This window comes from Saccharococcus sp. Marseille-Q5394, assembly GCF_946901335.1.
Lineage (GTDB): Bacteria > Bacillota > Bacilli > Bacillales_A > Planococcaceae > Sporosarcina > Sporosarcina luteola_C.
Genome location: NZ_CAMPPQ010000001.1, coordinates 113,981 through 128,773 on the forward strand (window position 1 = coordinate 113,981; position 14,793 = coordinate 128,773).

Consider the following 14,793-nt stretch of genomic DNA (forward strand, 5'->3'; position numbering starts at 1 on the left):
TGGGGAGCCTTCCTGATGTTTCTGGTTTTTGGAGGGCTCTTTTTTCTTTTGTTTGGAAGATTGTTAAGCATCCAAATTACGGGACAGGCCGAAGGAAGACAAATGGCAGCAATGGCGGAAGCTAAATATGCGCGCGAGTCGATTCTAAAAGCCGAACGAGGTAAAATCATCGACCGGAACGGTGAAGTGATCGCTTCCGATACGCTGAGCTACCGGTTGATTGCAATTTTAAGTGAAAAAGCGACTGAAAAAGGTGCGAAAAAGAAAAGGCATGTCACTGATTTTGACAAGGCTGCCGAATTGTTAAGCAGATTCATCCCGATGGAAAAAGAAAAGATGATTGAAATCAGGGATGCAGCAGTGAAAAGGAATACGGATACGTACGAGACGTATCAAATCGAATTTGGAAAAGCGGGCCGGGATATTAGCCATGAAACAATGCTGGCCATTAAAGAGGCTGCTGATAAAGAAGGTGTTACAGGTCTACAGTTCATCGAAGATAAGAAGCGTTTTTATCCAAACGGGAATTTCGCATCGTATTTGATCGGATTTGCGATGAGAGAAGAAGATGAGAACAAGAAAGTTTCAACGATCGGTAAAATGGGACTAGAACAGACCTATAACAAGGAGCTTACCGGTATAGACGGAAAAGTGGATTATAAAACTGATATTTGGGGATTCATCTTACCGAAATCTGAGAAGAAGGTCGTCGCTGCTAAAGATGGACTGACCATTCAATTAACAATTGATAAAACAATTCAGAACTTCGTCGAAGATGCGATGAATAAAGTTGAAGAGAAATATTCACCTAAAAAAATGCTTGTCATCGTCACAAACCCGAAAACTGGAGAAATTTATGCAATGAGTCAGCGCCCATCCTTCCATCCATCCACTCGTGAGGGATTGACGGAAAACTGGCTGAACGATGCCATCCAGAACACAATTGAACCTGGCTCAACGATGAAGATCTTTACATTAGCCGCGGCGATTGAGGAAAATAAATGGGCCCCTTCCGCTGAGTATCAGTCTGGACAATATAAGATCTACGATAAAACAATTCGAGACGTCAATCGGACCGGCTGGGGGAGAATCACTTTCTTGGAAGGATTCCAAAGATCCTCGAACGTTTCAATGGCTTATTTGTTAGAAAGAATGGGCGACCGGACATTCATCGAATACCTACGTGGATTCGGGTTCGGTGAAAAGGTGGGAATCGATTTACCGCACGAAGTTCCGGGCATCATTTTGGACATAAATCCTAGTGAAAGGCTGACGACTTCATATGGACAAGGGTCCACAGTCACTCCAATCCAGATGATCCAGGCTGCGACAGCCATTGCAAATGACGGTAAAATGATGAAACCGTATGTTATCGATCAAATAGTCGATCCGAATACGGGGAAAGTTGTGGAAGAACATAAGGAGGAAGAACGGAAATCTCCTATTTCGTCGGAAACTGCCAAGCGAACACGTGAGGTATTAGCTTCCACAGTCACATCAGATGTTGGTACTGGCCGGAAATTCGCACTTTCTGGATACTCAGTCGGCGGCAAGACAGGAACGGCGGAAATTCCGAGAACAGATGGCAGAGGATATCTGGCCGGTGACGGCAATTATCTTTATTCATTCCTCGGAATGGCACCTATCGACGATCCGCAGTTATTGACGTATGTAATCGTCCAGCAGCCGAAGCTTGAACCAGGCCAATACGGTTCGGATCCGGTTGCTGAGTTATTCACTTCCATAATGGAAAGCAGCTTGAAGTATATGAATATACTTCCTGAAAATAGTGAAACATCTTTGACGAAGTCATTATCAGACCATATTGGAGAAGCTGCGGAATCCTCGATTGCAGACCTTGAACAACAAGGTTTTTCACCGATACTGATCGGTGAGGGAGGAAAGGTGAAAAGCCAATATCCTGAAAAAGGTACAAAGCTGAGTGAAGGTTCTATTGTGCTCCTTGAAACTGAAGGCGATACCACTCTTCCAAATTTTTCCGGGTGGTCGAAAAAAATGGCGTTATCATTTAAAATGTTATCTGGGCTTGATATCCGGTTGAACGGGGATGGATATGTGACAGAGCAAAGTCTTTCCGCGGGGGCCGTTATCAGCAAAGATGATCCTGTAGTGCTCCAGCTTAAATCACCGGAAGATCAACATACACCAATCGAGCAGAATGAAGAGGCAGAGGAGGAGGACGTGGAAGAGATAATTGGTGGATGATGTATAGCTGTCCTCGCCCTTTCATAGGTTGATAGAAAAACGAAAGGTGTGGGGCTCTGCGTAAATATGCTGATTTGCAATCGAAGAAGCGGTTGCGGGCAATTTTCATCATTTTCCTCATTTCCATATCCATGGTTATAGCAAAGCTCTTCCACGTCCAAATCATTAAACATGAATGGTTGAAAGCGCGTGCGGAAGAGAATTGGGATCGGGAAATCCCTTTTGGAGCCATCCGGGGGGAGATCCAAGATCGCAATGGCCAGTTGATTGTTGGAAACAAACTGGCTCCGACGCTTTATTTTATGCCCTCCCAAAACAAGGAACCGGAAAAGGCGGCCGCGTTATTGGCGGACATTTTGCAAGTTGATAAAGAAAAACTGCTGGAGAAGATGACGAAAAAAACGTATATGAACAAGTTAGCGCCTGAAGGGAAAAACATTACCCAGGAACAGGCGACGGAGATTGCGAAGTTGCAAATCGATGGCTTGTATACAGGGGTGGATTTCGTAAGGAACTATCCGTATGGTGAAATGCTGTCTAGGCTGATTGGGTTTACTGGGTTTGATGGAACGGGCCTTGCAGGCATTGAATATGCATACGATGAGATCTTGCAAGGCACTGGAGATAAAATACGCCTCTATACAGATGCGAAGGCGATTCCTCTGCCGCATGTCGACGATGGTTTTCAGACAGGGAAGAATGGGGCTACCATTGAACTGACGATCGATATCGAAATGCAGAAGGTCATGGAACGGGAATTGCTTCAGGCAATGGAAAAATACGATGCCACCCAAGCGATTGGAATTATCATGAATCCGAAGACTGGCGAAATCCTCTCATTGGTTTCCATGCCGACGTTCAATCCTGCCGAATACCAGGATGCCGATCAAACGATCTACAATCGGAACTTGCCAGTTTGGATGACGTTTGAACCGGGATCGACATTCAAAATCCTCACGCTTGCCGCGGGCTTGGAAGAAAAAGTTATCGACCTTCATCATGATCACTTTAATGACCCTGGCTACACGATGGTAGCCAATGCAAGGTTAAGGTGCTGGAAAAGGGAAGGGCACGGGCACCAGTCTTTTTTAGAAGTTGTTGAGAATTCCTGCAACCCGGGCTTCATAGAAATCGGCCAGCGTTTGGGCGGTGAAAAGCTTGATAAATATATTCGGGATTTCGGCTTCGGTGAAACGACAGGATCAGGAATTGCGGGCGAAGCAAAAGGGATTCTGTTTTCTAAAGAAGCATTTGGTCCGGTCGAACAAGCAACAACAGCTTTCGGCCAGGGGATTTCCGTAACGCCAATCCAGCAAGTGCAGGCTGTAGCGGCTGCAATTAACGGCGGTTATCTGTATCGTCCGTATATTGTAAAGGAAATTAAGAATGATAAGGGAGAGACGCTGCAATCGTTTGAACCCGAAATGAGACGCCGTGTCATTAGCGAAGAGACGTCCGCCCAAGTGAGAGAGGCGTTGGAATCGGTTGTCGCAAAAGGTTCCGGCCGAAACGCTTTCAATGATGGACTCCGTGTCGGCGGAAAGACGGGCACTGCCCAGAAGGTTGTCAACGGCAATTACAGCGATGGCGACTATATCGTTTCGTTTGTCGGGTTCGCTCCGGCGGATGATCCCGAGTTACTTGTCTATATAGCAGTTGACAGTCCGAAAAACTCGATTCAATTTGGGGGCGTCATCGCGGCACCGATCGTCGGCAGAATCATCGAAGAGATTGCTCCGATAGCCGGCATCGAAAAGAGGGAAGGGCAGATTGAAAAAGAATACCGATGGGGAGATGCGATTACGCACCGGGTGCCGGATATGACAGGCATGACAAGAGGAATGGTTGCCCGCCAGCTTCACACGTATCGTATAGAATGGCATGGAGAAGGCGACGTCATTAAATACCAAATGCCAGTCCCCGATTCCTTGATGACGGTGGACGATGTTATTCATGTTTACACAGAAGAATGATAAAGCTCAAGGCGTATCCAAAGCGCCTTGAACTAAACAATAAAATACAATTACAGTTTCAAAACAAGTAAGGAGAACATATTATGACACTCGTCACGACAATAACGGTTATTACCGTAGCATTTCTATTAACAGCATTAATCGGGACCGCAATCATACCATTGCTCAGAAGGTTGAAATTCGGCCAGAGCATTAGGGAAGAGGGACCCGAAGCACATAAGAAAAAAGCGGGCACGCCTACAATGGGCGGCCTTATTTTCCTGAGCTCCATTATCATTACGATGATTGTCCTCTCATACATATATGAAGATGTACTGACTACACAGTCCATTGTACTGATGATTGTGCTTGCCGGTTTCGGTGTTATCGGATTTTTTGACGATTTCATCATCGTCGTCATGAAAAGGAATTTGGGATTGACATCCATCCAAAAACTTATTGGCCAAATCATTATTGCAGTTATCGCCTTTTTCCTATTGAAAATGGGTCCGTTTGAAACGACAGTGGTAATTCCTTTTACAAATTTTTCAATTGACTTAGGAATTTTCTACGTCGCCTTCCTCATTTTTTGGCTCGTCGGGTTTTCGAATGCTGTCAACTTATCCGATGGTCTAGACGGGCTTGTTGCAGGCACTTCAACAATTGCCTTTGCGGCATTTGGTGTACTTGGGCTAGTGTATGAACAATTTGATATCGCAACGTTCGCATTTGTTGTTTCAGGTGCAATGCTTGGCTTCCTATTGTTCAATATGAAACCAGCCAAAGTGTTCATGGGGGATACTGGTTCCTTGGCGCTCGGCGGAGCGATTGCAATGCTATCAATCCTAGTGAAGCAAGAACTTCTTCTCCTCGTCATTGGAATCGTCTATGTTATTGAAACATTATCGGTGATGATTCAAGTAACTAGCTTTAAGTTGACTGGAAAAAGGGTATTTAAAATGAGTCCGATTCATCATCACTTTGAATTATCCGGATGGTCCGAATGGAAAATCGTTATTGTTTTTTGGGGAGTGGCACTTATTGCCGCGATGATACCCGTATTGTGGGAGGTGATGTAAATGGGAAAGCGAAATGAGCTCAAAGGCAAGAAAGTCCTTGTACTTGGCCTTGCTAAAAGCGGCCATGCTGCAGCAGATCTCTTACATTCACTAGGGGCATTCGTAATAGTCAACGATTCCTCCCCGGAGACGGGAAGCGAAGAAGCAAAAGCGCTGCGATCAAAAGGGATTATAGTCATTTGTGGCGGTCACCCGGAAGATATATTGGATCATGACTTTGATGTTATCGTTAAGAATCCAGGCATCCCTTATCACAATCCAGTCATTCAGCAGGCGGAACAGAAAGGGATTCCAATCTGGACTGAAATAGAGCTTTCATATTTGGTAAGTGAAGCACCAATTATCGCCATCACAGGATCGAACGGAAAGACGACAACGACAACGCTTCTATATCATATTTTGAATATCGGAGGCAAAAAGCCTTTGATTGCTGGAAATATTGGAACTGTAGCGTGCACAGTGGCAGAAAATGCAAGGCCCGATGAAGTTATTGTCATGGAGGTGTCCTCTTTCCAGTTGGCCGGAACGGAATACTTCCGCCCGAAGATCGCCGTCTGGACAAATTTATACGATGCACATCTTGATTATCATGGAACACCTGAAGAATATGCCTTGGCTAAAGCGAAAGTTACAGCTAATCAGACCGAAGAGGATTTCTTTATTTATAATGCAGATCAACCTGAAATGAGGCCGTACGTCGAACGGTCTGCTGCCTGGAAAGTCCCTTTTTCTTTACAAGGGAGACATGCAGAGGGAATATCGGCGGATGATGAGCTAATCTACTGGCAAGGCGAACCGTTTGTGAAAAGGTCGATCATCAAATTGCTTGGTCAGCATAACTTGGAAAATATTTTAGCCGCTACGGCTTCTGCCATTCTTATGGATTGTGACAAAGAAACAATAGAAAATGTGCTAAGTTCTTTTACAGGAGTTCGTCACCGCATGCAGTTCGTTAAAGAATTGAAGGGCAGAACATTTTACAATGATTCGAAAGCGACAAACACATTGGCGACAAGAAGCGCCTTATCATCCTTCCAGTCGCCCGTTGTATTGATTGCTGGAGGTCTGGATAGGGGGCATTCATTCGAGGAACTGAGGCCATATATGGGCAGGGTGAAGGCGGTACTTGCACTCGGCGAAACAGCCGACCGGCTTATCGATTTTGCATCTTCATGTGGAGTTCAACATGCGTTGAAAGCCGACTCGATGGAAAAAGCTGTGCAAGAAGCATTTGCAATATCACTTGAGGGTGATCAAATCCTACTGTCTCCCGCTTGTGCAAGCTGGGATCAATACCCGAGTTTTGAAGAACGTGGAGATGCATTTATCGAAGCTGTCATGAAGCTTTAAGTCAGCCATTCACCACTTGACCAATAAGACGGAAGGATGCGTTCACTGGATCGGAAATTAAAAGCTGCCTTCGTCATTTCGGCAGTATCGTTGTCATTGATAGGATTGGTTTTTGTCCATTCGGCAGGCTCGTATTGGGGGCAAGTGCACTATGCGGATTCATCCCCTTTCATCGTTAAGCAAGGGATATACATGGCTGTTTCTATAGTTGTGGCATTTATGTTGATGAAAGGGCCATGGACATCCAGTGAGTCATTCTGGACCGCCTTTTATTACATAACGATCATCTTGTTAGTTGCGGTTATGATACCCGGCATCGGTGCAGTACGGAACGGATCCCAGAGCTGGATTGCCCTCGGTCCATTCAGCATCCAGCCTGCAGAATTCGTTAAAGTGGCACTCATAGGAAAGCTTGCTTGCAACATGAAGCAGTCGGCTGGAAAGAGGCCGTTCAGACTAAGCCATTTTGTTCTCATTTTACTTCCGGCTGCTTTAATCATGTTACAGCCTGATTTGGGTTCTGCAGTGATCATGATTGTCTCAGCTTTTGTAATTTTGTTTTTGGCAGGATATCCGCTGTCGTTTTTCGGTATACTCGGCTTTGCGGGTATAGGGGCGTTTGTTGCTCTTATTGCAGCTGCGCCATACCGATTGGAACGTATAAAATCGTATATCGATCCTTGGAACGATCCCCTCGGAGCTGGATTTCAGGGTATTCAGTCGTTGTTCGCGATTGCGCCGGGAGGATTGTTCGGACATGGTTATGGAAATAGCAGGCAGAAATATTTGTATTTACCCGAGCCGCAAAACGACTTCATATTTTCTATCATTGCAGAGGAGACGGGATTTATTGGAGCGACATTCATTCTTCTCCTCTTTTCCATACTCCTCTTGTCCGCATTTGGAATTGCAATCCGGACGAATGATTATAAGTCATTTCTAATGACAGCAAGTATGGCTTCGATGATCATCTTTCAAACGTTCCTGAATGTCGGGGTTGTCTCTGGGTTGTTGCCGGTCACGGGGGTTACATTGCCGTTCATCAGTTATGGCGGCTCTTCCTTGCTGACGACATGGATGGCAGCAGGAACCATTTTACATTTCGCTTTTTATAAACAACGAGGTTGAAGGGAGGGCGGAACATGGATAAAGTGATAGACATCGAAGAGCGGATTCCTTCCATGAGGGAAAAACGGAGAAAAAAGACGAATAAGAAGTTTTTATTCATCATTGCCGTTTTCTGTATCGCCCTTCTTGTACTTTTATACTTCCAATCTCCACTTAGCAAGGTTGGTGAAGTGAGAATTAAAGGGGCTTCCCTTCAAAATGACCACTATTATTATGAAAAAAGCGGGATTTTAGAAGGAACTTCATTTTGGGGATTTAAAGCGAAAGACGTGGAAGAAGAACTTTTGAAACTGGAAGGCGTCAGTAGTGTTGCCGTCACAAGAAAATGGATGAGGGATATCGATATATCAATTGAAGAATGGAAAACCGTCGCTTATATGGAGAGTGCCGGGGAATATAGTTTATTGCTCGAAAATGGTGCGTTATTCGAAGGTGACGGAAATTATCCAAACGTGCCTATTTTGAATCATGTGGACAACCCTGAACTTCGAAAAAGACTGACAAATCAATTGCTGAAAATGGATAAAAATGTTCTCCAATTGATTTCCGAAATCATCTATACTGGGACAGAGGAGAATCCCGATACGATTATTGCGTATATGGACGATGGGTATGAAGTCCATGCGATTCTTCAGACGTTTGCGGAGAAGATGGATTATTATCCGGATATCATTTCCCAACTGGGAGGGATTGAAAAGGGGATTGTCAATATGGAAGTGGGCATTTTCTTTACACCATTCAGCAAAGTTTACGGAAATGACGGTGTAGAAGAAGGGGAAGGTGATGAAGTTGGCGAAGAAAATGAGTGAGGACTACAAAAATAGAGGAAGATACATATTATACTCTTTCGTCTTTCTCATACTCGGTTTCATCTTCGCATTCTCCTATCGTACATTAGGGAAGGATAGCAGCGAATTGGCCCAGTCCCCGACATTTCAACAGGAAGAACAGTATCGGGAAGAATTGATCGTTCAAAAGGAGCGGAATAAGGAACTTGCTGATGAGATTCATGCGAAGCAAATTGAAATCCGGGACTTTGAGCAATCCTTTTCAGAGAACGAAGACAATCATACCGTACTCGTCGAAGAAGCAAAAGATCTAAGGTTGCTTCTAGGCGTCATTCCGGCTTCCGGTCCGGGAGTGCGTATTACATTAAAGGACGGCGATTATGATCCTGTCGTACTGAATCCCAATGATTATATCGTTCATGAAAGCCATGTGCTCCGTGTTGTAAATGAATTGAAGATTTCTGGCGCACAAGGGATAGCAATCAATGGACAGCGAATTTCAGCCAATTCGTATATCAAATGTACAGGGCCCGTCATCACGATTGACGGCAGGACGCTTCCGGCTCCGTTTGTCATTGAAGCTGTAGGTGATTCTGAAGTCTTGTCGGCAGCTCTGAATTTGGGCGGTGGAGTCATTGATGGATTAGTGCATGACAATATAGTCGTCACATTGGAGCAGATGAAAGACATCAAGCTTCCCGCTTTACGGGATGAGGCATGAGTAAACAGTAAGAAGGAGGGTGTTCGTTGAAAAAAGCTATCAATTGGAAATTCACAATTGTCCTCCTGCTGATCGGATTTATGATTGCTGTCCAATATAATACGATGGAACATCCTAAGGAACGTGATACGAGGGATATTTGGGCAATTCGCCAAGAGTTGGCGGAAGAGAAGAAAATCCATTCAGAGCTTCTTACCGAAATCCGTGATTTGGATAGAACGATCTCCTCATATAGGACGTTAAGTGAATCTAGCACGGGACAGGCATTGAAGGATACAGTGGACAAGCTGCACAAAAAGGCGGGAACAACAGATATATCGGGTCCTGGCTTTACGATCGAAGTTCGCCCCTCTGTGGAGAGCGTAGCATATGGAATACCAATCACGAGTATTTCATCCGATCTACTGACCCGTTTCGTCAATGAGGTGAACCGATTTAAGGGCATTCACATGGAAGTCGACGGCAAGCGATATACGGTGATGAGCTCGATTCGAGTCATTAATGGCGTCACCACTGTAAATGGGTTGAATGTCTCGACTCCGCCCTTTACGATAAAAATCATATCTCCTACGATGTCCGATAGCGAAAAGCTATATAATTATTTGTTAGCATCATCCATCCATGACGATTTTTATCTTGATAATCTCGTGTTGGAAATCAATCAACCGGAAAGGGACATAACGATCCGGGGATATCCCGACAAATTCAAAAATCTTTATTTGAAAGAACTTCCGAAAGGGGAATGACAATGTGGTTGCCACTGCTCGGATTACTTCTAGGAATTTCGCTGGGCCTGTTAACAGATTTACAGATCCCGCAAATTTACAGCAACTATTTGTCCATCGCCGTGTTAGCTGCACTAGATACGCTTTTCGGGGGAATACGTGCTCATCTTCAACAGATTTATGATGATAAGGTGTTCATTTCCGGTTTTTTCTTCAATATCGCACTTGCGGCCGGTTTAGCTTTCCTTGGAGTGCATCTCGGTGTGGATTTATATTTGGCCGCCGTATTCGCATTCGGAGTAAGGCTATTCCAGAATATCGCTGTCATACGAAGGATTTTGCTGACAAAATGGTCAGATCGAAGTAAGGTTTCTGAAACAAAAGTTCAGGAGTGAAAGGAATTGAGCATCGGGTGGAGAAAATATTTAGACAATACGACTCTAATACAATAGAATGTAAGATAAGGACTGTAATGGGAGGTGCCGGGAATTGAGTCAATCTACAATTTATGTATCACTTGATATAGGATCTTCGTCAGTCAAAGTACTGATCGGTGAAGTGGATGGCGGATCCCTCCATGTAATCGGGGTAGGTAACGTCCAATCAGCAGGCATTCGTAAAGGGACGATTATCGACATCGATGCGACTGTCCAATCCATCCGCAAAGCGGTGGAACAGGCTGAACGAATGACGGGTATGCAAATCCGGGACGTCATTCTTGGCATCCCTTCCAATGGCGTGCTGCTGCAAGACGTAAAAGGCGTTGTAGCCGTCAATTCGGAGAACAGGGAAATAACGGATGACGACCTTGATCGGGTTATGAAATCCGCACAAGTCATGTCGGTTCCTCCTGAGAGGGAAATCGTCAATATCATACCGAAACAATTCATTGTGGATGATTATGATGAGATAAAGGATCCAAGAGGAATGATCGGCGTCCGTCTTGAAATGGATGGTACTCTAATTACGACTTCCAAAACGCTAGTTCACAATATCTTGCGATGCGTCGAGCGTGCTGGCCTCGTAATCCGTGAAATTTACTTACAGCCACTCGCAGCCGGGCAGTTTGCTTTGACAGAGGATGAAATGAACCATGGCACGGCATTTATCGATATCGGCGGAGGTTCAACGACAATCGCAATCTTTGGGGATAACCGCTTTATTTCAACTGCTGTCATTCCAGTTGGCGGTGATCATATTACAAAGGACTTGTCGATTATTCTTAAGACACCTACAGAGCAAGCGAGAAAAATCAAACATCAATATGGACATGCCTTTTACGATGACGCATCGGATGATGAACTTTTTGAAGTCCCTGTCATTGGTGCCGATTCGAAAGATCAATATAGTCAAAGATACATATCGGAGATCATAGGTGTCCGATTGGAAGAGTTATTCGACTTGGTTCTTGAAGAGCTGTACCGTATGGGTATCCATGATTTGCCGGGCGGTGTCGTCTTGACTGGCGGAACGACGAAGCTCGACGGGATTTTGCAACTTGCAAGACATGTATTGAGAACGAGGGTACGAATCCATACTCCTGAATATATCGGAGTTCGTGAACCGATGTATTCGACTGCTGTAGGACTTATCCGTTATGCTAGTATGGAAGATAGCTATTTTGGAATAGCGGCTGAATCGCAAACTGCTGCCACACATAGCGAGATGGATTACCCATCTTCCAGTAAAAAGAAGGTCGCTGTCCAACCAAAAGAGAAAAGGACAAGCTTCATGAACAAAACCAAGAGATTTTTTGATGGATTTTTTGAGTGACTGATGTAAATGTGGTCATATAGGGATTAGGAGGAGAGAGCATGCTGGATTTTGATACAAATGTCGATGCACTCGCAGTCATTAAGGTGATTGGAGTCGGTGGCGGCGGAAATAACGCGGTTAATCGCATGATTGAACATGGAGTGCAAGGTGTTGAATTCATTGCAGTGAATACGGATGCGCAAGCGCTTAATTTATCCGAAGCTGGAGTGAAATTGCAAATCGGAGCCAAATTGACTCGTGGACTAGGTGCGGGGGCAAACCCTGATGTAGGGAAAAAAGCGGCTGAAGAAAGCCGTGAACAAATAGAAGAGGCGCTTCGCGGCGCTGATATGGTGTTCGTAACTGCCGGTATGGGCGGAGGTACAGGAACAGGTGCCGCACCAGTGATCGCCCAAGTGGCAAAGGATCTTGGAGCGCTTACGGTAGGTGTTGTCACACGCCCATTCACTTTCGAAGGAAGAAAACGCCAAACGCAAGCTATCGGTGGAATCGCGGCGATGAAAGAATCGGTAGATACGCTGATCGTCATTCCAAATGATAAATTGTTGGAGATTGTCGATAAAAACACGCCGATGCTTGAAGCATTCCGTGAAGCTGACAATGTTCTCCGTCAAGGGGTGCAAGGGATTTCAGACTTGATCGCTGTCCCTGGACTTATCAACTTGGACTTTGCAGACGTGAAGACGATCATGTCCAATAAAGGTTCTGCACTTATGGGAATCGGTATGTCGACAGGTGAAAACCGCGCTGCAGAAGCTGCAAAAAAAGCCATTTCAAGCCCACTTCTCGAAACGTCGATCGATGGAGCTAAAGGTGTCTTGATGAATATTACAGGCGGGTCCAATCTAAGCTTGTTTGAAGTTCAAGAAGCAGCAGATATTGTTGCTTCCGCTTCCGATGAAGATGTTAATATGATTTTCGGTTCTGTCATTAATGATGGCTTGAAGGACGAAATCCTTGTTACAGTCATCGCGACAGGATTCAGTGAAGAGCAATTGAGTCCTTCAAAGCCTTCAAGGAATCCAGGATTCGGCGCTGCACGTCAACGTGAACCTCAGCCTGTGCAACAACAGCCTTCGCATACGCGACGGGAAGAGCCACAACAGCATTTCCAACAGCCTGAGCCGACACGACAACAGCAAGGCCATCAGCAAGAGGATGCTTTGGACATTCCGACATTCTTACGCAACCGCAGAAGATAATAAATAGTAGAAGCTCTCCGGCAGTCCAATTAGGACATGCCGGAGAGCTTTTTAGTTTGTAGTCCAATGCAACAAAACATATACCGTTAGCAACACAACGTAACCCGCCCATCTCCGCTGTTCATGTCGAATATTTACTATAAATTATCCCTTGTTCCGACAAACATTGCGGTCACGAGGTGTTATCCTTACGTACAAGGAGGGCAAGCTGATGTATGGAGAACTCATTATCGGCATTAACATGGTCTTCAATTATGTGATTTTGTCCTTTGCAAACCGGATGGTCAAGGCACAAGCTACTAGGCTCCGTCTATTGCTAGCTTCGTTGGCTGGGGCATTTCCTGTTGTTCTATTCCCTGATTCCTGGATCGCCATCTTCGTGGCTTTCGGTGTAATGATTGTCTGTGCATTCGGAATATCAATTACCTCACTCGGCAACCCAGCTGTCATTGTATTGGTCGGTGCACTTTTCGCTGGTGGCGCGCTAACGGTTTTCATGGATAAGTTCATGTTTTCAGATTCTAAGTCCACAGTTTTCATCAGTGCACTTTTAGCTTATGTTCTTCTGTATTTATTAAAGACAAAGTGGTTGGATGTAAGAATGGCTCGACAGCTGTCCTCCTATTCTGTCGAGTCGGTTTTGTCCATTTGGAATGAAACGATTTCAATTCCGAGTTTCATCGATACAGGAAATCGATGCACAGAGCCACTTTCAGGAGAACCGGTGCACTTTGTTTCATTCAAATCAGTGGAACGCTTTATGCCCGAAGAGTTGAAAGGGCCTTTGCTTACATGGAAAACAGAAGACATGCCCCAACTTTCAATTTTCCCAAAGAAATTTCAAAAAAGTTTGCGGTTGATCCGTCTTCAGACGGTCCAAGGTGCTTCCTGGGCGGTCGGTTTTAAGTTTGACAGATGGGTCGTCGGAGAAGGGAGTGAGCTGCAAGTAGGCTATATCGTCTTTACCAAGCAGGATAACAGGTATCCGGAAGGGGCAGGCGCCATAATGCACGCCTCCGCATTGGAATCCATTACAACCGAAAGGGGAACGAGTCATGTTGCAGGGACTTAAAAAATGGTTGGCGATTGTCAAGAGCTTCTTCACTAGAAAAAAGAGCGGTACGTATTACATCGGCGGCCATGAATCGCTTCCAAAGCCATTAACACGGGATGAAGAAGCAATTGCAATCCGGGCTTTCATGGAAGGGGACATGGATGCGAGGGATACGCTCATTGAAAAGAATCTTAGGCTTGTTGTTTACATTGCCCGTCGTTTTGATAACACGAATACACATATTGAAGATTTAATTAGCATCGGGACAATCGGACTTATAAAAGCGATCGAAACATTTAAAAGCGATCGCAATATTAAACTGGCGACATATGCTTCAAGATGTATTGAAAATGAGATACTTATGCATTTAAGAAAAACGAATAGGACCCGGTCGGAAATTTCTTTTGATGAACCGTTAAATTCCGATGCAGATGGAAATGAGCTTTTGCTGTCCGATATTCTGGGAACAGATGAGCATATTATTATTGACGACGTTGAAAAGAAATTAGAACGGCAACATATGATTGAAGCGATCAGCACTTTGGATGAACGGGAGAAATATATAATGGAATGCCGCTTCGGATTGACAGGAAGACTCGAAATGACACAAAAGGAAGTTGCAGAACTACTTGGTATTTCTCAATCTTATATATCCCGTCTTGAAAAAAAAATCATCTCAGATTTACGTGACAGACTGAATCACCCTATCGCCTGATGGTTGAAATTGGCGAATTGGATTTCGCATATTCCGCAAGTGTGAGGACAAACTATTTTGTACAGTCATCTACAGAA

Annotated in this window: 13 protein-coding genes; all 13 read left to right on the top strand. The window is 44.7% G+C overall.

Annotated elements, in window-relative coordinates; all coding sequences use genetic code 11:
* Positions 1-15 precede the first annotated feature (15 nt).
* The 13 genes from OC538_RS00550 (at position 16) to sigE (ending at position 14,716) form a co-directional block, all read left to right on the top strand.
* A complete protein-coding gene (locus tag OC538_RS00550; protein ID WP_251694890.1) occupies positions 16-2,226 on the top strand; it encodes a penicillin-binding protein in 2,211 nt (736 codons plus the stop codon).
* 74 nt (positions 2,227-2,300) lie between these two features.
* Positions 2,301-4,199, top strand: coding sequence for a penicillin-binding transpeptidase domain-containing protein (locus OC538_RS00555; RefSeq protein WP_410055838.1), 1,899 nt, complete (start codon positions 2,301-2,303; stop codon positions 4,197-4,199).
* 83 nt (positions 4,200-4,282) lie between these two features.
* A complete protein-coding gene (mraY, locus tag OC538_RS00560; RefSeq protein ID WP_262172864.1) occupies positions 4,283-5,257 on the top strand; it encodes a phospho-N-acetylmuramoyl-pentapeptide-transferase in 975 nt (324 codons plus the stop codon).
* Positions 5,258-6,607, top strand: a complete 1,350-nt coding sequence (gene murD, locus OC538_RS00565; protein WP_262172865.1) for a UDP-N-acetylmuramoyl-L-alanine--D-glutamate ligase — start codon at positions 5,258-5,260, stop codon at positions 6,605-6,607.
* Between the two features lie 36 nt (positions 6,608-6,643).
* Entirely contained in the window at positions 6,644-7,735 is a 1,092-nt protein-coding gene (ftsW, locus tag OC538_RS00570; protein WP_262172866.1) for a putative lipid II flippase FtsW, read from the top strand.
* 14 nt (positions 7,736-7,749) lie between these two features.
* Entirely contained in the window at positions 7,750-8,544 is a 795-nt protein-coding gene (locus OC538_RS00575) for a cell division protein FtsQ/DivIB (protein ID WP_251694886.1), read from the top strand.
* Complete coding sequence (locus tag OC538_RS00580; protein WP_262172867.1) at positions 8,519-9,244, top strand: DUF881 domain-containing protein; 726 nt, start codon at positions 8,519-8,521, stop codon at positions 9,242-9,244. The genes OC538_RS00575 and OC538_RS00580 overlap by 26 nt, the downstream gene beginning before the upstream one ends.
* 26 nt (positions 9,245-9,270) lie before the next feature.
* Positions 9,271-9,990, top strand: a complete 720-nt coding sequence (locus tag OC538_RS00585) for a DUF881 domain-containing protein (protein WP_251694884.1) — start codon at positions 9,271-9,273, stop codon at positions 9,988-9,990.
* A 2-nt stretch (positions 9,991-9,992) separates the two neighbouring features.
* Entirely contained in the window at positions 9,993-10,364 is a 372-nt protein-coding gene (locus tag OC538_RS00590) for a small basic family protein (protein WP_251694883.1), read from the top strand.
* A 94-nt stretch (positions 10,365-10,458) separates the two neighbouring features.
* Positions 10,459-11,742 carry a cell division protein FtsA gene (gene ftsA / locus OC538_RS00595; RefSeq protein ID WP_251694882.1) on the top strand — a complete coding sequence of 428 codons (1,284 nt, stop codon included), beginning with the start codon at positions 10,459-10,461 and terminating at the stop codon, positions 11,740-11,742.
* Between the two features lie 41 nt (positions 11,743-11,783).
* Positions 11,784-12,947, top strand: coding sequence for a cell division protein FtsZ (gene ftsZ, locus OC538_RS00600; protein WP_251694881.1), 1,164 nt, complete (start codon positions 11,784-11,786; stop codon positions 12,945-12,947).
* A 211-nt stretch (positions 12,948-13,158) separates the two neighbouring features.
* Positions 13,159-14,019, top strand: a complete 861-nt coding sequence (locus tag OC538_RS00605) for a sigma-E processing peptidase SpoIIGA (RefSeq protein WP_262172868.1) — start codon at positions 13,159-13,161, stop codon at positions 14,017-14,019.
* Complete coding sequence (gene sigE, locus OC538_RS00610; protein ID WP_251694879.1) at positions 14,003-14,716, top strand: RNA polymerase sporulation sigma factor SigE; 714 nt, start codon at positions 14,003-14,005, stop codon at positions 14,714-14,716. Before OC538_RS00605 ends, sigE begins: the two co-directional genes overlap by 17 nt.
* Positions 14,717-14,793: the final 77 nt, after the last annotated feature.

Coding starts and splice junctions, on each gene's coding strand:
- OC538_RS00550 (WP_251694890.1), top strand. CDS start 16: ATGTTTCTGGTTTTTGGAGGGCTCTTTTTTCTTTTGTTTGGAAGATTG.
- mraY (WP_262172864.1), top strand. CDS start 4,283: ATGACACTCGTCACGACAATAACGGTTATTACCGTAGCATTTCTATTA.
- murD (WP_262172865.1), top strand. CDS start 5,258: ATGGGAAAGCGAAATGAGCTCAAAGGCAAGAAAGTCCTTGTACTTGGC.
- ftsW (WP_262172866.1), top strand. CDS start 6,644: ATGCGTTCACTGGATCGGAAATTAAAAGCTGCCTTCGTCATTTCGGCA.
- OC538_RS00575 (WP_251694886.1), top strand. CDS start 7,750: ATGGATAAAGTGATAGACATCGAAGAGCGGATTCCTTCCATGAGGGAA.
- OC538_RS00580 (WP_262172867.1), top strand. CDS start 8,519: ATGAAGTTGGCGAAGAAAATGAGTGAGGACTACAAAAATAGAGGAAGA.
- OC538_RS00590 (WP_251694883.1), top strand. CDS start 9,993: ATGTGGTTGCCACTGCTCGGATTACTTCTAGGAATTTCGCTGGGCCTG.
- ftsZ (WP_251694881.1), top strand. CDS start 11,784: ATGCTGGATTTTGATACAAATGTCGATGCACTCGCAGTCATTAAGGTG.
- OC538_RS00605 (WP_262172868.1), top strand. CDS start 13,159: ATGTATGGAGAACTCATTATCGGCATTAACATGGTCTTCAATTATGTG.
- sigE (WP_251694879.1), top strand. CDS start 14,003: ATGTTGCAGGGACTTAAAAAATGGTTGGCGATTGTCAAGAGCTTCTTC.